Raw genomic sequence first — 18379 nt, 5'->3', positions numbered from 1 at the left:
TGTTTGCTATGTGCCGGGCTGCGCCGCGGCCTCGCAGCGGCTGGCGATCAGGCCGGCCAGGCACGGCAGCTGCGCCTGCGGCCCGGCGGCCGACACGTCGGGGAACAGCTGCAGAAACCCCATGCCGCGCAGCGTGGAAAACACCAGCCCCAGGAAGGCCTCGCGGTCGGGTGCCGCGGCCAGCTCGGGGAACGCGTCGAAGAAGCCTGCGCGCATCTGCGCGTTGATCTGCTGGCGCAGCTGCGCGATGTGGCCCAGCACCTCCGGCTGCTGGCGGCAGCCCAGGTAGATGTTCCAGGCCACGACGAACCGGGGCTGGGCGTAGATCAGCTCCCAGGCGGTCTGCACGAAACGCTCGGCGCGTTGCGCCGGCGCCAGCGTGTGCGGCGGCCACAGCTGCCCGGCATCGATGCGCTGCGCGACCAGCTCGCTGAGCACCTGCATCATGAGCACCGCCTTGGATTCGAAATGGTGCTGCACCGCGCCGGACGTCATGCCCGCGGAGCGCGCCAGTTCGTGGATGGACATCTCTTCCAGGCTGCGGCGCTGGATCACGTCGATGGCGGTGGCGATCAGGTGCCGGCGCGTGGCCGCGCTGCGTTCTGCATGGCTACGGCGCTCAGGGATGTTCCGGGTGTTCATGCAGCGGGGAAAATATACATTTCGAACGTAATGTAATTACGGCATCCCGGCGCCCCATACGGAGATACCCGCGGCCGCCCCGCCCACCTTAGACTGCGGCCTGCAACCAGCCCGGCCACCCGGAATGCCTTGCCCACGCCGACCGAAGGAGACTCCATGAACGCCCCCGCCACCCACGCCCACCTGCAGCCCGGCGCGCCGCTGCGCCCCGTGCCCGAAGCGTTCCTGGACGCGCTGCGCGCCCGCTTCGGCGCGCAGTGCTCGACGGCACAAGCCGTGCGCGAGCAGCACGGCCGCGACGAAGGCTCGATCCAGGCGCCGCCGCCCTCGGCCGTGGTGTTCGCCGAAAGCACGCAGGACGTGGCTGACGCCGTGCGCCTGGCCGCGCAGCACGGCGTGCCGGTCATCCCCTACGGCGCGGGCTCCTCGCTCGAAGGCCACCTGCTCGCCATCCAGGGCGGCATCAGCATCGACGTCTCGCGCATGAACCGCCTGCTGCGCGTGGATGCCGACGACCTCACCGTCACCGTGCAGCCCGGCATCACCCGCAAGCAGCTGAACGAAGCCATCAAGGACACGGGCCTGTTCTTCCCCATTGACCCCGGCGCGGACGCCAGCATCGGCGGCATGGCCGCCACGCGCGCCAGCGGCACCAACGCCGTGCGCTACGGCACCATGCGCGAGAACGTGCTGGCGCTGGAAGTCGTCACGGCCGCGGGCGAGGCCATCCGCACCGGCACCCGCGCCAAGAAGAGCGCCGCCGGCTACGACCTGACCCGCCTGCTGGTGGGCAGCGAAGGCACGCTGGGCGTCATCACCGAAGTCACGCTGCGCCTCTACCCCCTGCCCGAAGCCGTGAGCGCCGCCATCTGCTCCTTCCCGAGCATCGAGGCCGCCGTGCGCACCGTCATCCAGACCATCCAGCTGGGTGTGCCCATCGCCCGCGTGGAACTGATCGACGCCAACACCGTGCGCATGGTCAACGCCCACAGCAAGCTGGGCCTGCGCGAAGAACCCATGCTGCTGATGGAATTCCACGGCTCCCCCGCCGGCGTGCAGGAACAGGCCGAGACCGTGCAGTCCCTCGCGCAGGAGTGGAACGGCAACGCCTTCGAATGGGCCACCACGCCCGAAGAGCGCACCCGCCTCTGGACCGCGCGGCACAACGCCTACTTCGCCGCCGTGCAGAGCCGCTCCGGCTGCCGCGCCATCAGCACCGACACCTGCGTGCCCATCAGCCGCCTGGCCGACTGCCTGCTCGATTCCGTGGCCGAAGCCGACGCCAGCGGCATCCCCTACTTCCTCGTCGGCCACGTGGGCGACGGCAACTTCCACTTCGGCTACCTGATCGACCCGGACAGCCCCGCCGAACGCCAGACCGCCGAAGCCCTGAACCACCAGCTGGTCGCACGCGCCCTGTCCCTGGGCGGCACCTGCACCGGCGAACACGGCGTGGGCATCCACAAGATGGGCTTCCTGCTCGACGAAACCGGCCCCGGCGCCGTGGCCATGATGCGCGCGATCAAGCAGGCGCTGGACCCGCAGAACATATTGAATCCGGGGAAGATCTTTGCGCTTTGATGGGCGCTGACCGCTGTCGGTGAGATAGCGAACCAGGCCGGTCGGCGCCCGGGTACTTCACCGCCAGCGCATGCGGCAAATACACCCGGCCCCGCCCTGCCGCCGCATCCTTGTCGTGCAGGGCTCGCGCCTTGTGGAGCTGCGCCTGCAGGGTTGCGATCAAATTTTCAGGCAGCACCGTAACCCGGTCCTTGCCGCCCTGGCCCTCCCTCACGACCACCTCGCGCCGCGCGAACTCCACATCCTTCACCCGCAGCCGCAGCGCCTCCAGCAGACGCATGCCCGTGCCATAGAGCCATTGCGCAACGAGCCCCGGCGTTCCATCCACATGCAAAAGCAGCTCACGGACCTCGGTCGGCGTGAGCACCACCGGCAAACGCTGCGGCCGCCTGGCCTGCACCACCTCGTCCAGCCACGCCAGTTCTATCCCTAAAACCTGCTTGTATGAATAAATACAGAATCGACGCCTTGGCCTGGTTCTGCGTGGATGCGGAAACCTGCCTTTCCACAGCCCAATGGCTCAGGAATGCTTCGACCTCGGCTGCACACATATCCTGCGGGTGGCGCTTGCCGTGAAACAGGATGAAGCGGCGCACCCAGTCAATATAGGCTTGCTCCGTGCGCAGGCTGTAATGCCGCGTGCGAAGGTGGGAGCGCATGCGCTCCAGCAACTTGGGCTGACGCGCTTCAGCAAGCGATTCAGAAGTCGGAGCTGGACCAGGGCTCATCCGCCAAATTTTAGGTTTGCCTAACCGGCGTGATGCTGGGGTCTTCCTGGGGATGGGACGAACGGTGTTGTGTTGGCAGACTGCGGCCGGTAGGATGACTGTCGTCTAAATCTAGTTAGGCCACATGAACAAGGCTGAAGCACTTGCCGCAATTCAAGCCTCTTTTAAGAGAGGCTCAAACACGCCTTGCTCATGGGCAACAGATCCTGCCACGTACATCACTCAGAAGCAGAGTGAGTTACTCGAACTGGTCATCGAACCTATTACTGCCAAAATCACAGACGAAACATATCGCTATGGCGTCAAGCAAGAACTTGCGTCTACACCAGACTTCGCCATCGCACGAAGGGCAAGTACTTGGCTGCTGTATGCGCCAACAACTGAGGTGTTCTCACTAGCGCATGGCGACAGTCCAGAAAATATGTCCATCCTCGGCTTTTCAAGCAGCGATGCACTCGCTGAATGGCTAGGCTAGGCAAATGCGCGGGCAAACCAAAATGTGGCCTAACAGGTCGGTCAAGCGAACGCCAAGAAGGCCCATGGCTTCGCCATTTTCATGGGCCTTGTTGGTGCCCTGCACTCGCTGCGCTCCTTCCGGCGCCGCTTACCTTTAGCGTTAGGCTTCAAAGCCCACGCCCCAATGCACTCCTCGAATCAGAAAGCCCTTCTCGATGGCAACAAGTGAGATCCGCGATTCTACGAAGACTGCGCTCCTCGAAAAGGTGCGAAGACATGACTATGGGAAATACCTACTGAAGGCGAGCATCGCCAAGATTCGAGGATTCGAAGGCGAAGACATAACCTTTGACTTCCCTGTAACCGCTCTGATCGGCCCCAACGGCAGTGGCAAGTCATCTGTACTAGGGGTCGCAGGCTGCGCCTACAAGCCAATCAAGCCTGGCATGTTTTTTCCGAAGAGCACTGTCGGTGACGAGTCAATGTCCGGTTGGCGTGTCGAATACGACCTCATCGACAAGGACCTGAATCCTCGACAGGTCGTCAAGCGCAGCTCCAGTTTCCGACAGGCAAAATGGGTCCGGGCCGAAGTAGCCGATCGAACGGTTGTGTTCTTTGGAATTGATCGAACCGTACCTGCGGGCGAGAAGACACGATACAAGCTACTGATGCGCTCGACCTATGTCCATCGAGCAGCGCTTGAGCCACTTGGCGCAGAAGTCGCGCGTCAGGTCGAGCACATTCTTGGCAAGTCCGTCGCCGACTATCGAGTCACCCGCTATGGCGTTGATGACACCTTTTTGGTCGGACGAACAGGCCCAAACCAGTTCTCCGAGTTTCACTTCGGCGCTGGCGAATCTTCAATCATCCGGATGATCACGGAAATCGAGCGCGCCCCTGAGAACAGTCTCCTTCTCATCGAGGAAATTGAGAATGGGTTGCACCCAGTGGCAGCAAAGCGAATGGTCGAGTACTTGATTGACGTTGCTGCTCGAAAGTCAATTCAAACCGTATTCACCACACATAGCGACTACGCTCTCTCGCCACTCCCGAACGAAGCGATCTGGGCAAGCATCGCAGGTCGCCTACGCCAAGGGAAACTGTCAGTTGAAGCTCTGCGCGCAGTAGCCGGCCGCGTCGACAAGAGACTTGCCGTATTCGTAGAAGACGAATTTGCCAAGACCTGGGTGGATACCATTCTCAGAGAGAAGCTTGGCGCGGACTACGATCAAGTCGAAGTCCACGCGGTGCACGGAGACGGCAACGCGGTCGCCACGCATCGTGGCCACATGGCAAACCCCGCAGTCACCTTCAAGTCGCTGTGTGTAATCGATGGCGATTCGCAGCAGCGAGAAGATCCTGCGCAGGGAATCATCCGACTTCCTGGCGCGATGCCGGAGCTATCCGTCTATGAAGCAATTCAGGCCCGACTGACTCATGACATAGCAATACTGACTGTGTCATGCCAACGTGCACCCGAAGCCCAGGACCAAGTGGGCAGAGCCATCGAAGAAGTCTCCAGAACCAATCGCGACCCACATCTCCTATTCAACCAACTGGGGATGAAGATCGGCTTTGTTCCTGAATCGATTGTTCGAGGTGCGTTTCTGGCGCTCTGGGTCAGAGCGAACGGATCCTTCTGCGACGAGCTTTCCAACCGAGCACGAGCGCTCATTGAAGCCTAACCCCTCGTATATAGACTCCCCTACAACAGAAAGAGCCTGACCGATTGGGGATCAGAGGGTAGAGCAGCTGCAGTCGTATATCCGCCATCTGTAGTGGACTCTGCGGTGGTCCGTGCCGACATAGAATCTGCGTCATCGCGTCGCCACACGATACAAGCGGCAGGCAAGCTGCCGGAATATTTATCGGCGTAGTGCGGTGTGGGAGTAACCCGGTTGGCCATGATGGCCGATCAAACCCATCGCAAGTGGTGAATCAATTCTGGCTTTGGCGTGGAGTACATTTTATCAGTTTGGCATCGCAAAGCTTTGGCGGCTTTCTTTCCGGATCAACCTGGCTGCCTCATCAAACGGCTTGTGATCGCGCAGCGTCGTATAGCAGATGCGCGCGAGCTTATTGGCCAGCGCGCAGATAGCCTCGTTGTGGTTGTTTCGCCCCTGCCCCTCCAGCGCCCATTGGCGCACCCCCTGTATCTCTTTGCCCGCACCTGAATCGCCCCGAGCTTACTAGACACATCTGAGCATCAAAACCAAGACAAAATCATCCGCTCGCACAACAATGATTTTCGAACTACTTGACACCTTAATACTCATAGGTTTACCGGCCATATTTGCGCTAGCTGCTTCAAGGATTGTGAGGCAGCAAACATCAAAAGCACGATTATTCTTTATATCTAGCACTATCGCGCTTTACGTGCTGTACGGTGCAGTCTTCTACCTAGCCGCACCCACCGTCGTCAGCATGGATTTAATAGTCTCTCCAGGCAACTCAACGTCCACCGATGGACATTTCAGAACCGGAGGCGAAAGCCTATTGCCCCTGGTCACAGCATATCTTCGGCCCATTGCATTGTTCTCCGCCGCAGCACTTCCAATGCTCTGGTTCTCCGTTCGGTACATTCGAAATGCCTCGACCAAAATCTGACCGGAATTTCCAGCCAAAAGCCAAAGACAGAGATAAACGACATCACCGGAACATTTGCCGCCAGCGCTGACTGGCGCAGATCAAGCCCATACTCCGAACTTCGCTGAGGGCTGCTAGCTCGTACGGCGGCAAGTGCAGTACGGCAAGATGCGGCGACGACGCCAGAAGCGTTTCGTGAGCCATTCACCCAACCAACCAGGGGCTCCCATGAGGCACAGCGAACGGCACAGAACGCACCGAACCGGCTGGCTGCGCGCTGCCGTTCTCGGTGCCAATGACGGAATCGTCTCCACGGCCAGCCTGGTCCTGGGCGTCGCGGCGACGGGGGCCGGCACCCGGACGATTCTCATGACAGGCGTTGCCAGCCTCGTGGCGGGGGCCATGTCGATGGCGGCGGGCGAGTATGTGTCCGTCAGTTCCCAGGCCGATACCGAGAGCGCCGATCTGATCCGCGAGCAGGCGGAACTGGCGGACAACCCCGCTCAGGAGCATGCGGAGCTGGTCGCGATCTACATCAAGCGCGGGCTCGATGAGGCGCTGGCGTCGCGCGTTGCGACGCAGCTGATGGCGCATGACGCGCTGGCCGCGCATGCGCGGGACGAGCTCGGCATCTCGGACACCTTGTCCGCCAAACCCGTGCAGGCGGCGCTCGCCTCGGCCAGTACCTTTGCTGCGGGCGCCTTGCTGCCCCTGCTGATGGTTCTGCTGCTGCCCGCTGCCGCGCTCATGTGGGGGCTTGCGGCGAGCTCGCTCTTCTTCCTCGCGTTCCTCGGGGTGATTGCGGCGCGCGCCGGAGGTGCGCCTTTGCTCGCATCGGCCCTGCGCGTGAGCTTCTGGGGCGCCTTGGCCATGGGGCTGACCGCTGGAGTGGGCGCCCTGTTCGGGGTGGCCGCCTGAAGGTTACCGAGCTTGCGGCGGCGGGCCGCTGACCGTACAACCCAGGCACCCCGCACAAGGGGCGCTCGGCGGCATTTGCATCCGTGCATGACGACACAAAGGAAACCCCATGGACCCGATTCTTGGACAAATCCAGCTCTTCGCCTTCGGCTTCGAACCCAGCGGCTGGATGATCTGCGACGGAAGAAGCCTTCCGATCAACCAATACATGGCGGTCTTTTCCCTGCTGGGGACGACCTACGGGGGTGACGGAAAAACCCATTTCGCGCTGCCCAACCTGAAGGGCAAGGAACCGGTCGCCGGCTCCGTGTATTGCATCTGCATGGAAGGCATCTTCCCGAGCAGGCAATAGTTGGCGGGGATGGCGTGGGGCCCGAAGGCCGTCATCCCCGCGCCAGGGCTGCTTTCGATTCGGCAAGCGAGCCGGGGCCCATGACGCTCGCCCGGCCATGCAGCCCGTTGACGACCTGCCCAGATTCGGCACCTGCCTTGCGCTGTGTCGATTGTCATTTCCGCAGGCCCTTGACGGCCCTGCTGCCGAATCATTCAATGGCGTGCCGCCCCTGATGCACCAGCCTTGCTGGCTGGCTGCTCCGTTCAGCGTCGATGCGCCTTTCTTCTTCTCCATAGAAGTGCGCATGGCTTTGCCATGGGCTTCTTCCTGGATGTAGTGACAAGGCCCATCGCACTGCAGAGCCTGCGAGTTGGGGCATGGGGTGGCAAGAAAAGCCGTGCATTTCCGCGTCGGCAACAACAACAGCCTTTGTTGAGAGGTATCCCATGCATCACCCACTCCTTCGGATCATCCCGCTGATCTGCACCGCGTCCCTGGTGGCCTGCGCGTCAGCGCCGGGGTCGAGCAGTTCCGGATCGGCAGCCCCTGCAGCCATGAAGACCGCTGCAGCGAGCACGACCACCGAGACCTGCGAGCACATCACCCCCGAACAGGTGGCCGCCCTCTTCGACCGCTGGAATGCGTCGCTGGCCACCGGCGATGCCCACAAGGTGGTGGAGAACTACGCGCCGAACTCCATCCTGCTGCCGACGGTGTCCAACAAGCCGCGGATGACGGCGGCGGAAGAGGAAGACTACTTCGAGCACTTCCTGCACGACAAGCCGAGCGGCAAGATCAACCAGCGCTTCATCAAGACGGGTTGCAACACCGCGGTGGATGCAGGCCTCTATACCTTCACCTTCGCCAAGACCGGGGCCGTGGTGAAGGCCCGCTACAGCTATACCTACGATTACATCGACGGCCAATGGCTCATCACGAGCCACCACTCCTCGGCCATGCCGGAAAAATAAGGCGCGCCCCGCGGATGCGGCGGCAAGGGAGAGCACGAGGCAAACGCCACGCGGCGTTGACGCTCTTCATATCTTGCCGCCAGGGGCCAGCCCGACGTCTTCAAAACGTCATGCTCACCTCGCATCCTGCAGGCGTTCACCCGTTCCGCCATCGCAAGAAGGCACCCAGCCCAGGAGCAACGCCATGAAATGGAACCCGCCCCCGTCCCGCCACCGCAGCCGGCGCCTGAGGAAGAAGCTGCGCATCGGCGAGTTTCGTGAATGGGGCTTTCGGGTGGACGTGGAACTGCACCGCCCGCTGGCCTTCGAGGAGCAGAACGCCTTGCTGTCGGCGCTGCTGGATGAGTCGATCGAGGCGCGCGGCCTGGCCTATGGCGGCAGCGTGGGCGGGGGCTTCGTCTCGCGCTGGGGACGCGGCTCCGCCACCGAGGACGACCGCGAAGCCGTGTCGGCCTGGCTGTCGGCCCGGGAAGAGGTCAAGGCCGTCACGGCCGGCCCGCTGCGGGACGCGTGGCACGACGGCCCGCACTATGCGTAGCGATGCGGTGATGCTCTGAGGCACTGCGCGGCCGTGGCGGTGTGGCAAAGCGGCAAGGCGCCGCCGGGATGCCGCGTGATGCATATTTCCGCGGTGCCCCTGTGAACCTGGCGGAGCGCACACACGCCACGCTGCCGCCAGGCAGATGCTCAGGAACGAATCATGGGGATCAATCGCGATGGCTGGCGCACTTGCCGTTGGCCTTGCGGTAGCCCGGGCCGCCACGCGAGCCGCAGCCCCCGCCGCTGCCACCGCCGCCACCCCCGCCGCCCGCGAACGAGGCCCGGCCACGGTGGGAAGACGAGCCGCCGCGCCGGCCGCCGCGGGCCTGGGCCTCACCCGCCACGGCGCCCAGCAGCCCCGCGATCAGCGCCACACCGAGGAAGCGGCGCTTCATGGCTCCCTCGTCCCGTCTTTGCCGGTGTAGGGGTTTGTGTTGCCCTTCGTGGTCCAGTTGTCGTGCGCCGTCTGGTTCGGGTTCGTGGCATGGCTGGGTGCCACATAGGTGCCGTCCTTGCGGGTGTAGCCGCTGACCGAATGGCTGCTGCCGATCGACGATGTGCCGGCATGGCTGGAATGGCTGCCGCCGTGGCTGCTGCTGCCATGGCTGCCGTAGTGGCTGCCGCCACCGCCGTGGCCCTTGGCCGAAGCGATCGCGCACAGCGACATGGCGGCGATCAGGATCAACTTTTTCTTCATGTGGGGAGTCCTCCATAGCGCCTGCATGGGCGCTCCCGGAGGGTAAGCCCGCGTGCCTGCGCCGCGTTTGCGGCAACGCAAAAAGCGATTCAGGACAAACCCGCATGCCCCTCTTGCGGGGGCTCGCAGCCTCACACGCCGATCGGCATCCGCCGCCCACGCGCGGGCGTGGTGGGCGGATGGAGCAACGGCCTCAAACGCCCAGGCCCCAGGCCGGCGCGCTCTTCACCGCCAGCAGGTCCACCTGCCGGATCTCGGGCGGCACGGCCAGCATGTCGTGCTGCTCCTTGCGCAGCGACTTCACGATCTGCCCGTGGACGTGCTGCTCGCGCCCTTCTTCGGAGAGGAAGGTGTCGTAGATGCCGTAGGTGTGCTCGTCGATCTTGAAGGCGTACCACGAGGTGGTGCCCTGCTCGTCCAGCGCGTGGCCCTGCATGTCCTTGAGCCAGCCTTCGAGCTGCTGCACGGTGTCGGGCTTGGCCTTGAGGGTGACCAAGAGGCCGACGTTGCGCGGCGAGGTGCGCAGGGTGACGGGGGCGTTGGCGCGCCGCGCGGCGGGGCGCGCCGGGCCGTGCTTGAAGAGCGAGCCGGGGTGGTCGTCGCGCAGGCGCGGCTGGCCATAGATGCGCTCGCGCAGGGTCTGGTTGCGCAGATCCGATTCCTGCGGGATCAGGCCGCGCTTGCGCAGTTCGGGCGTGATCAGGTCGCGGAAGTCTTCGAAGGTGCCGAAGTTGGTGACGCGGGCGATGTTGAAGCCGTCCACGTCGGCCACTTCGAGCCATTCCTCCATGTGATCGACGATGGTCTGGGGCGAGCCGACGCAACTGGCGCTCATGCCGCCTACGCAGAGCCATTCGGCCAGGCGGCGCGGCGTCCAGACGAGTTCGCTGTCCACGCGGGTGAGCATGTCGCTGAAGGCGCGGATGCCGTCGCCGCGGAACTGGTCCAGCGGCTTGTCGGGGTCGGCGCCGGAGAGGTCGATGCCCGTCCAGCCGCCCCAGAGCGCCAGGGCCGCATCCACCTGGGCGCTTTGCTTGATGGTGGCGAGCTTCTGCTGCGCGAGCTCGTCGGTCTCCGCCACGATGGGCGTGAGCATGATGATGATCTTCAGGCTGCGCGGATCGCGCCCCTGCTGCGCGGCCATCATGCGGTACTGGTCCACGATGGGGCGCAGGTCCTTGGGGTTGGTGCCAATCAGGAACACGGCCTCGGCATGCGTGGCGGCGAAGTTGCGGCCCCGCGCGGAGGCGCCGGCCTGGAAGAGGAAGGGCGTGCGCTGCGGCGAGGGCTCGCACAGGTGCGCGCCGGGCACCTTGAAGTACTTGCCTTCGTGGCGGATGTCGTGGACTTTCGACGGCTCGGTATAGACGCCGCGCTCCACGTCGCGCACGACGGCATCGTCTTCCCACGAGCCTTCCCAGAGCTTGTAGCAGACCTCCATGAATTCGTCGGCGATGTTGTAGCGCTCGTCATGCTCGATCTGCTGGTCGAGCCCGAGGTTGACGGCGGCGCTCTGCTGGTAGGAGGTGACGATGTTCCACGCCACGCGGCCCTTGGTGAGGTGGTCCAGCGTGGTCATGGTCTTGGCGAACTTGTAGGGCAGCTCGTAGGTCAGCGACACGGTGGCGCCGAAGCTCAGGCGCTTGGTGGCGGCGGCCATGGCGGCGATGGTCATCAGCGGATCGCCGACCGGGGCCTGCGCGGCGGTGCGCAGGGCCGCATCGCGGTTGCCGCCATAGACGTCGTAGAAGCCCAGCACGTCGGCGATGAACAGGGTGTCGAAGCCGCCCTGCTCCAGCACCTTGGCCATATCGACCCAGTACTCGATGTCCTTGTAGTTGTGCGTCTGGTCACCCGGGTAACGCCACATGCCGGGGTTTTGGTGCACGACGCAGTGCATGTCGAAGGCACTCAGCAGGATGGGGTCGCGTTGGCTTGTCTTCTGGGACATGGTGTTTTCCGGGGAGAGGCGCAAAGGGGTTCAGGGAGAGGCCGCTCAGATCTTGGCGGCGACGATGGAGATGGGCTGGATCTGCGGCGCGCCGTCGAGCACGTCGGCACCGACCTGTTCGAGCGCCCTGGCGATGTCGCCCTGCAGGTGGGCATGCCGCGAGTGCTCATCGACGAAGGTGTCGAAGATGCCGAACTTCGTGTCGGTGATGCGGTAGGCGTACCAGGTGACGGTGCCGGATTCGCGCGCCGCCGCATTCAGCGCATTGCTGAGCAGCGTGGCGACCTGGTCCTGCTTGCCGGCCTTGGCGTCGAGGGTGACGAGCAGGCCGTGGTTCAGTGCCTGGGCCTTCTTGCCCTGGGCGGATGCGGCGGTCAGCGATTGCGAAGAGCTGGACATGTCGGGGGTTTCCTTTACGAACGATGGGACTCCGGCCGGCCCCTGGCTGCCGCGAGGGCGGCGCCGGTACGGCCATGGGGCCTGGCGACTTCATGCATATGGATCGGAGCGTAAGTGCGGCGTGCGCGGCATGGTTAGAACGATTGGGCGCACCCAAGCACGTTTTCTGCATATGGCCGGAGCCGGCGCGAGAGGCAGGGAAAGAAGACGACCGGGAGCGGCCGGGTGCCGCGGCCGCACAATGGCTGCGCCCGCCCAGCGACCGGCGATCGGCTATCGCCGATGGCGCAGGGCCAGCGCCCTTCTTTCCAACCCACTCCAAGGACAACGCACCATGGGCCTTCTCGACGGCATGCTCGGCAACGCTTCCAAGATCGATCCGCAGACCATCCAGCAGGAGTTCGCGCAGATCCTGGCGCCCGGCGAAAAGGTGGAACACGCCTATCAGCTGATCCGCGACTACTTCGTCTTCACCGACAAGCGCTTCGTGCTCGTGGACAAGCAGGGGCTCACGGGCAGCAAGGTGTCCTACCACTCCATCCCCTACCGCAGCATCACGCATTTCAGCGTGGAGACGGCCGGCACCTTCGATCTGGATGCAGAGCTGAAGATCTGGATCTCGGGCACCGCCGTGCCCGTGCAAAAGCAGTTCAACAAGCGGCTCAGCATCTACGAAGTGCAGGCGGTGCTGGCCAGCTACGTGCTGCGGTGATGCGCCGCCGCGCCGACGGTTCGACGCGATGAGCGAGGGCACCTGCGCTGTGCCTTCCTTTTAAGTCCGGTCTAAGTCGCCGCTCCTACGATGGACTCGTCGCTGAAAAGTCGTCGATAGCCAGCCCGCCAGGGGACAGCCCCTCGCGCACCGCACGACGGCTCCAGGCGGCAAGGCCACGGGGCACCAGACGGCGCTCCGCCAACACCATCGATCCCAAGGAGTGACATCATGCGAGTTCTTCCCTACATCACCGCACTGGCCCTGACCGCAGTGACCGCCACCGCCGCGCTGGCCCAGACGCCCGCACCGGCAGCCGCACCTGCCAAGCCCATCGTGAAGACGACCTGCGCCGACTACATCGCGCTGAGCGAGACCGTCAAGCCCAAGTTCATCTACTACGCCGTGGGCCACTCCAAGAAGGGCAACAAGGAAGCGGTGTTCGAGGAAGAATCCATCGACAAGATCAAGCCGCAGCTGGACGAGTTCTGCGCGGTCAACCTGACCAAGTCGGCCTACGAGAAGGTGATCGCCAGCAGCATGGCCACCGACCCGGCCAATGCGGCCCACCACGCCCACCCGGCCAAGCACGCCAAGTAAGGGGGCCCTCGTCCCGGCGTAGAAAAGGCCTGCATTGCAGGCCTTTTTTGATGGGGACGCGGAGAAGGCTGGAATGCCGGCTCAGACCAGGGGCGGCAGCAGGTTCATCAGCATCACCATCGCCAGCCCCACCAGCGCCACGATGGACTGCACGACCGAGATGGTCTTGGTGGCCTCGCCCATGCTCATGCCGAACGATTCCTTCACCAGCCAGAAGCCGGCGTGGTTGGCGTAGTTGAAGAAGAGCGACCCGCAGCCGATGGCCAGCGCCAGCAGCGGCTGGTTCACCGCCGTGCCGGAGGCCGCCAGCGGCGCGAGCAGGCCCGCGGCCCCCACGATGCCGACGGTGGCCGAGCCCGTGGAGACGGACAGCAACATGGAGATGAGCCAGCCCAGCAGCAGCGGCGACACCGGCAGCTGGTGGCTCAGGTGGACGATGGCGTCGCCCACGCGCGCATCGGTCAGCACCTGCTGGAAGGCGCCGCCGCCCGCGATGATGAGCAGCACGTTGGCGACGGGCTTGATGCTGTCGCTCAGCGCGCGGCGCACCGCCTCGGGCCGGCCCGGGCGCAGCACCAGCACGGCGAAGATCACGCCCAGCAGCATGGCGATGATGGGGTGGCCCACGAAGGCTGCGAAGTGCAGCAGGGGCGAGCTCTTGGGCAGCAGCATCTCGCCCACGGCGTGCAGCAGCATGAGCAGCGCGGGCGCCAGGGCGGCCAGCACGCCCACGCCGATGCCGGGCGGCGCCGGGCGCGATCCCTGCGCGGCCGCGTCGCCATCAGCCCCTTTGAGTTCGGGCGCGTACTGGGCGATCAGGGCGTCGTCGGGGCGCACCGTCAGGCGCCGGGCGATGAAGCTGCCGTACACCGGGCCGGCCAGCACGATGGCGGGAATGGCGGCGATGAAGCCGTAGAGCATGGTGGCGCCGACGCTGGTCTTGAGCGTGGCGATGGCGGTGAGCGGGCCCGGATGCGGCGGCACCATGCCGTGCATGGCGGCCAGCGCGGCGATGACGGGCACGCCGATATAGACATAGGCCGATCCGCCGCCGCGCTGCTCGGCCTCCAGCTTGCGGGCTACGCCGAAGATCAGCGGCAGCAGCACGACCAGCCCCACCTCGAAGAACATCGGAATGCCGACGATGAAGGCCACGCCGGTCATGGCCCAGGGCAGGAGCTTGCGCGAAGCCCGCTCCAGGATAGCGCTGGCCAGGCTGTCGGTGACGCCGGAATCCGCCAGGATCTTGCCCAGCATGGCGCCCAGCGCCACGACCAGGCCCACCGCCCCCAGCGTCTTGCCCGCGCCGCCCGAGATGGCGTGGACCAGCTTGTCCAGCGGCATGCCGGTGAGCAGGCCGGTGGCGACGGAGACGAGCAGCAGTGCCAGCAACGGGTGCAGCCTGGGCCGCGACACGATGAGCGCGACCAGCCCCAGCACGCTGGCCAGCGCGGTCGCCAGCAATTGGATGTCTTGGGAGTTCATGGGAGTCGTTGAAAGAAAAGCGATGAACGCAGCGCTGCACGGCCCGCCCGCCGCGGGGCGGGCCCGGGCCGGTCAGGCCGCCATTTCCAGCTGCATGACGATCATGCTGACCAGCGTGCTCACGGTGGGCCGGCCGGTTTCGATGGTGAAGTGGGCGGCCTCGCGGTAGAGCGGGTCGCGCTGGGCGTGGAGCTCGCGCAGGCGCTCCAGCGGGTTGGCCACCTGCAGCAGCGGGCGGGCCTTGTCGTGGCGCACGCGCTTGAAGATCTCGTCGGGCGTGGCGCGCAGGTACAGCACGTGGCCGAAGTCGCGCAGCGCGGCGCGGTTGGCCGGCCGCAGCACCACGCCGCCGCCGGTGGAGAGCACCATGTCGCCCGGCTGCGCGGCCACTTCGGCCAGCAGGGCGGACTCGCGCTCGCGGAAGCTGTCTTCGCCGTGCTGCTCGAAGTACGCGCGGATGCTGGTGCCCAGCACCTGCTCCAGCCGGTGGTCCAGGTCCAGAAAGGGCACCTCCAGCCGGCGGGCCAGCTGGCGGCCGACGGTCGATTTGCCGGAGCCTGGCATGCCGACCAGTGCGCAGCGCGTGTGCATTCTTTCTTTCCTGTTTGTCTCGGGTGGATGGGGCTTCGTGGCAGCCGTCGAGTGTACGGCCCGCCGGGCGCCGCCGGCCCCTGCCGCGCTGGGGGCCGCAAGCATGCCCGCAGTGCCGGTGCTGTCGGCATCTGCTGACAGTCGCTGCCCGACGGCAGGGCGACAATCCCCGGCATGACGACCTCCCTCAAGGACCGGCTGGCCGATCGCGCCCAGCGCCTGCTGCGCCCCGTGGCGCCGTTGATCCGTGCCGCCAATCTGTGGATGGACGTGGACGGGCCGCGCATGAGCGCCGCCATGTCGTTCTACGGCATGCTCAGCCTGGCCCCCCTGCTCCTGCTGCTGGTGGGCGTGCTGGGCTGGTGGATCGACAAGTCCTACCTGGAGACCAACCTGATCACCCAGGTGCAGAGCGTGGTGGGCGACCGGGGTGCGGACGTGATCCGCGCCGCGCTGGCGAGCGCGCAGGCGCCGTCCGAAGGGCGGCTGGCCTCCATCTTCGGCTTCGTGCTGCTGCTCTCGGGCGCCACAGGGGTGTTCGTGGAGCTGCAGTCCGCGCTGGAACGCCTCTGGACGGGCGGGCAGCCGGTGCCGCAGGTCAAGGCCGCCTGGTGGCGCATGGCCTCGCTGCGCCTGCGCGGCCTGGGCTACGTGATGGCGATCGGCTTCCTGCTGCTCATCTCGCTGGTGGTCTCGACCGGCATCAACATGGTGAGCCACTGGGCCACCGGCACCCTGCCCGAGGGTGCGGGCACGCTGCTGCTGGTGGTCAACGAACTGGTGGCCTTCGGCATCGCGGTGGGCCTTTTCGTGGGGCTGATGCGCATCGGCGGCGGCCCCAAGCCGTCGATGACCTGCCTGGTGTTCGGCGCGGTGGTGGGCGCCATCCTGTTCACGGTGGGCAAGCAGCTGCTGGCGTTCTATCTCTCGACGGCGGCCGTGGTCTCGGCCTACGGCGCGGCGGGCTCGCTGGTGGTGCTGCTGATGTGGATCTTCTTCTCGTCGGCGGTGCTGCTCTTCGCCGCCGCCTGCGCACGCGCGCTGCAGGAAACGCGCGAGGAATACGCCAGGCACGCCGGCCTGCAGAAGCGCCAGGGCGAGGAGCGACAAGCCGCAGAGCAGGCACGCACGGCCTGAACGGCCGAGGCCGCATCCGTCGATGTGGCCTGCCTGCGACATGCGGTGCGCGGGCGAGGCGCCGGCCTACAGCGCTGCCACGCGCTCTTACGGCGGTTACAAATAGACCCGGCTTGTAAAGCATCCCTGGCGGTACGCTGCGGCGACAACTCCAAGGAGGACTTCATCATGAGTCTGATCGTTCAATCTCCCAATTCGGCTTCTTCTTCGTCCACGCCCGGCGCCACCGGCCCGGGGGGCGCATCAGCCAAATGGATGTGGGCGGCCATCGGCGCGCTGGGCGCCAGCGTGCTGGCCCTGGGCGCCACGCTGATCGTGCAGCAGACCCACCGCGATGCCGTGCCGGCCCAGCCCGTGGCTGCGCTCGCAGCACCGGCCGCGGCCGACACGCGCGTCGCCCAGGCTGAGGCAGCCACGGCACAGAATGCCCCCGCAGCCCAGGTGCAGCGCCCGCAGGCGGCTATCCATCAAGGAGCGACCCGCGTGCGCAGCGGCTCGGGCCGCGAGGATTACGCCCAGGGCGGCTATGGATCGCCTTCGTATTCCCGCCCGGTCTCGGCCCAGCCGGTGGCCCGTGCGCCCGTGTGCGCCAGCTGCGGCCGCGTGGAATCGGTGCAGGCCGTGCAGGAGGCCGCTCCGGCCACGGGCGTCGGCGCGATCGCCGGCGGCGTGCTCGGCGGCGTGCTGGGCAACCAGGTGGGCAAGGGCAACGGCCGTACCGCAGCCACGCTGATCGGCGCCCTGGGCGGCGGCTATCTGGGCCACACGGTGGAGCAGCGCACCCGCACCACCACGGCCTACCAGATCCGCGTGCGCATGGATGACGGCTCGATCCGCACCTTCACCCGTTCGCAGCCGGTGGCCCAGGGCACGCCGGTGCGCGTGGATGGCGGCTCCTTCCAGGTCTACCAGGGTGGCAGCGACGCCGGCTACTACGGCAACAACCAGCCGATGCGCGTGGTGAACAACACCTACTGACCCGCCGAAGCCGCCCCGGTGGCGGCAGGCAACGCAAAAGGCCGGCCCGGAAGCGATTCCGGGCCGGCCTTTTTCTTTTCTCGTGCGGCTGCGCGGCAGAAGGCTGCCTGCCGCACGCCGCGCGTGCCTTGCGGGCTGGGAGGGCTTATTTCTCGACGAAGGCGCGCTCGACGACGAAGTCGCCCGGCGTGCTGGTGTTGCCTTCGTTGAAGCCGCGCTTTTCCAGCATCTCCTTCAGGTCGGCCAGCATGGCGGGGCTGCCGCAGAGCATGACGCGGTCGTTGGCCGGGTCCAGCGCGGGCAGGCCGATGTTGGCGGGGAAGGTGCCGTCTTCGATCAGGTCGGTGATGCGGCCCTGGTTGCGGAAGGGCTCGCGGGTGACGGTGGGGTAATAGACCAGCTTGTCCTTGAGGATCTCGCCCAGGAATTCATGCTCGGCGAGGTCCTTCTCGAACAGCTGCTGGTAGGCCAGCTCTTCGACCTGGCGCACGCCGTGCACCACCACGACCTTGTCGAAGCGCTCGTAGGTCTCGGGGTCGCGGGCCACGGCCAGCCAGGGGGCCAGGCCCGTGCCGGTGCCGATCAGATACAGGTTCTTGCCGGGCAGCAGGTAGTCGATCAGCAGCGTGCCGGTGGGCTTCTTGCCGACGATGATGGTGTCGCCCACCTGGATGTTCTGCAGGCGCGAGGTCAGCGGGCCTTCGGGCACCTTGATCGACAGGAACTCGAGGTGTTCCTCGTAGTTGGGGCTGGCGATGGAATAGGCGCGCAGCAGGGGCTTGCCGTCCACCTTCAGGCCGATCATGGTGAAGTGGCCGTTGGAGAAACGCAGGGCCGGGTCCCGCGTGGTGGTGAAGGAGAACAGGCGGTCGGTCCAGTGGTGAACGGTCAGGACGCGTTCTTCGAGAAAAGCGCTCATGGAATGGCTGTATCCGGGTAGAAAGAGGAGATCGGGAAGATCAGGGGCGGCGGCGAACCCGTATCGGGGCAGGGCCGGTGGCCGGAAGGGACCGAAGGGCCGCGCGCCATAGGCGCCGCCTTCGCCGTTCCTGAAGCTGCCCCCTGCCGTGCGG

The 18379-nt window shown here is 65.6% G+C and carries 23 protein-coding genes; 12 read left to right on the top strand and 11 right to left on the bottom strand.

Annotated elements, in window-relative coordinates; translation table 11 throughout:
* Positions 1–6 precede the first annotated feature (6 nt).
* Positions 7–642: a TetR/AcrR family transcriptional regulator gene (locus BM070_RS03900; protein ID WP_092937783.1), complete on the bottom strand. Its 636-nt coding sequence runs from the start codon at positions 640–642 to the stop codon at positions 7–9.
* 156 nt (positions 643–798) lie between these two features.
* Here BM070_RS03900 and BM070_RS03895 point away from each other — a divergent pair, with 156 nt between their 5' ends.
* Complete coding sequence (locus tag BM070_RS03895; protein ID WP_092937781.1) at positions 799–2223, top strand: FAD-binding oxidoreductase; 1425 nt, start codon at positions 799–801, stop codon at positions 2221–2223.
* On the opposite strand, the gene BM070_RS25080 is transcribed toward BM070_RS03895, so the two are convergent.
* Together BM070_RS25080 and BM070_RS25075 are read right to left on the bottom strand one after the other, a co-directional pair.
* Positions 2165–2590, bottom strand: a complete 426-nt coding sequence (locus BM070_RS25080; protein ID WP_245785100.1) for a tyrosine-type recombinase/integrase — start codon at positions 2588–2590, stop codon at positions 2165–2167. The genes BM070_RS03895 and BM070_RS25080 overlap by 59 nt on opposite strands.
* Complete coding sequence (locus tag BM070_RS25075) at positions 2565–2882, bottom strand: phage integrase N-terminal SAM-like domain-containing protein (RefSeq protein ID WP_245785099.1); 318 nt, start codon at positions 2880–2882, stop codon at positions 2565–2567. Before BM070_RS25075 ends, BM070_RS25080 begins: the two co-directional genes overlap by 26 nt.
* A 193-nt stretch (positions 2883–3075) precedes the next feature.
* On the opposite strand from BM070_RS25075, the gene BM070_RS24030 reads away from it, so the two are divergent.
* Together BM070_RS24030 and BM070_RS03885 are read left to right on the top strand one after the other, a co-directional pair.
* Complete coding sequence (locus BM070_RS24030; protein ID WP_139222764.1) at positions 3076–3426, top strand: hypothetical protein; 351 nt, start codon at positions 3076–3078, stop codon at positions 3424–3426.
* A gap of 196 nt (positions 3427–3622) precedes the next feature.
* The gene (locus BM070_RS03885) at positions 3623–5092 is read left to right on the top strand and encodes an ATP-dependent nuclease (protein ID WP_092937779.1); all 1470 of its coding nucleotides are present in this window, start codon (positions 3623–3625) and stop codon (positions 5090–5092) included.
* Positions 5093–5377: 285 nt separating this feature from the next.
* Here BM070_RS03885 and BM070_RS24740 read toward each other — a convergent pair whose 3' ends face one another.
* A complete protein-coding gene (locus tag BM070_RS24740) occupies positions 5378–5554 on the bottom strand; it encodes a hypothetical protein (protein WP_175518410.1) in 177 nt (58 codons plus the stop codon).
* 667 nt (positions 5555–6221) lie between these two features.
* On the opposite strand from BM070_RS24740, the gene BM070_RS03880 reads away from it, so the two are divergent.
* The 5 genes from BM070_RS03880 to BM070_RS03865 all read left to right on the top strand — a co-directional run bounded on the left by BM070_RS03880 (position 6222) and on the right by BM070_RS03865 (position 8754).
* Positions 6222–6911: a VIT1/CCC1 transporter family protein gene (locus tag BM070_RS03880; protein WP_092937777.1), complete on the top strand. Its 690-nt coding sequence runs from the start codon at positions 6222–6224 to the stop codon at positions 6909–6911.
* 109 nt (positions 6912–7020) lie between these two features.
* Positions 7021–7263: a phage tail protein gene (locus BM070_RS03875; RefSeq protein WP_092937775.1), complete on the top strand. Its 243-nt coding sequence runs from the start codon at positions 7021–7023 to the stop codon at positions 7261–7263.
* Positions 7264–7360: 97 nt separating this feature from the next.
* Positions 7361–7582: a hypothetical protein gene (locus tag BM070_RS24025; RefSeq protein WP_139222763.1), complete on the top strand. Its 222-nt coding sequence runs from the start codon at positions 7361–7363 to the stop codon at positions 7580–7582.
* Between the two features lie 217 nt (positions 7583–7799).
* Positions 7800–8216 (top strand): SgcJ/EcaC family oxidoreductase, encoded by a 417-nt coding sequence (locus BM070_RS03870; protein WP_092937773.1) that lies wholly within the window; start codon positions 7800–7802, stop codon positions 8214–8216.
* Positions 8217–8400: 184 nt separating this feature from the next.
* Entirely contained in the window at positions 8401–8754 is a 354-nt protein-coding gene (locus BM070_RS03865) for a 50S ribosome-binding protein YggL (RefSeq protein WP_092937771.1), read from the top strand.
* A 169-nt stretch (positions 8755–8923) separates the two neighbouring features.
* Here BM070_RS03865 and BM070_RS03860 read toward each other — a convergent pair whose 3' ends face one another.
* The 4 genes from BM070_RS03860 to BM070_RS03845 all read right to left on the bottom strand — a co-directional run bounded on the left by BM070_RS03860 (position 8924) and on the right by BM070_RS03845 (position 11803).
* Positions 8924–9151: a hypothetical protein gene (locus BM070_RS03860; protein ID WP_139222762.1), complete on the bottom strand. Its 228-nt coding sequence runs from the start codon at positions 9149–9151 to the stop codon at positions 8924–8926.
* Positions 9148–9453, bottom strand: coding sequence for a hypothetical protein (locus tag BM070_RS03855; RefSeq protein WP_092937767.1), 306 nt, complete (start codon positions 9451–9453; stop codon positions 9148–9150). Before BM070_RS03855 ends, BM070_RS03860 begins: the two co-directional genes overlap by 4 nt.
* A gap of 193 nt (positions 9454–9646) precedes the next feature.
* Complete coding sequence (locus BM070_RS03850) at positions 9647–11404, bottom strand: LLM class flavin-dependent oxidoreductase (protein WP_092937765.1); 1758 nt, start codon at positions 11402–11404, stop codon at positions 9647–9649.
* Between the two features lie 45 nt (positions 11405–11449).
* Positions 11450–11803: a putative quinol monooxygenase gene (locus tag BM070_RS03845; RefSeq protein WP_245785098.1), complete on the bottom strand. Its 354-nt coding sequence runs from the start codon at positions 11801–11803 to the stop codon at positions 11450–11452.
* Positions 11804–12137: 334 nt separating this feature from the next.
* Between BM070_RS03845 and BM070_RS03840 the strand changes: the two genes are divergently transcribed.
* On the top strand, positions 12138–12515 hold the full coding sequence (locus BM070_RS03840) for a PH domain-containing protein (protein ID WP_092937763.1): 378 nt from the start codon (positions 12138–12140) through the stop codon (positions 12513–12515).
* Positions 12516–12746: 231 nt separating this feature from the next.
* A complete protein-coding gene (locus tag BM070_RS03835) occupies positions 12747–13115 on the top strand; it encodes an HdeA/HdeB family chaperone (protein WP_092937761.1) in 369 nt (122 codons plus the stop codon).
* A gap of 81 nt (positions 13116–13196) precedes the next feature.
* On the opposite strand, the gene BM070_RS03830 is transcribed toward BM070_RS03835, so the two are convergent.
* Entirely contained in the window at positions 13197–14600 is a 1404-nt protein-coding gene (locus BM070_RS03830; RefSeq protein ID WP_092937759.1) for a GntP family permease, read from the bottom strand.
* Between the two features lie 72 nt (positions 14601–14672).
* Positions 14673–15191, bottom strand: coding sequence for a shikimate kinase (locus tag BM070_RS03825; RefSeq protein WP_092937757.1), 519 nt, complete (start codon positions 15189–15191; stop codon positions 14673–14675).
* Positions 15192–15365: 174 nt separating this feature from the next.
* On the opposite strand from BM070_RS03825, the gene BM070_RS03820 reads away from it, so the two are divergent.
* Positions 15366–16328: a YihY/virulence factor BrkB family protein gene (locus BM070_RS03820; protein WP_092937755.1), complete on the top strand. Its 963-nt coding sequence runs from the start codon at positions 15366–15368 to the stop codon at positions 16326–16328.
* A 168-nt stretch (positions 16329–16496) separates the two neighbouring features.
* Complete coding sequence (locus BM070_RS25240; protein WP_092937753.1) at positions 16497–17306, top strand: outer membrane lipoprotein; 810 nt, start codon at positions 16497–16499, stop codon at positions 17304–17306.
* 145 nt (positions 17307–17451) lie between these two features.
* On the opposite strand, the gene BM070_RS03810 is transcribed toward BM070_RS25240, so the two are convergent.
* Entirely contained in the window at positions 17452–18225 is a 774-nt protein-coding gene (locus BM070_RS03810) for a ferredoxin--NADP reductase (protein ID WP_092937751.1), read from the bottom strand.
* Positions 18226–18379 lie beyond the last annotated feature (154 nt).

Origin of the sequence: Paracidovorax wautersii, assembly GCF_900113035.1 — a bacterium.
Classification (GTDB): Bacteria; Pseudomonadota; Gammaproteobacteria; order Burkholderiales; family Burkholderiaceae_C; genus Paracidovorax; species Paracidovorax wautersii.
The sequence above is the reverse complement of the archived record's forward strand: the minus strand, read 5'-3'. Positions and strand labels throughout refer to the sequence as shown.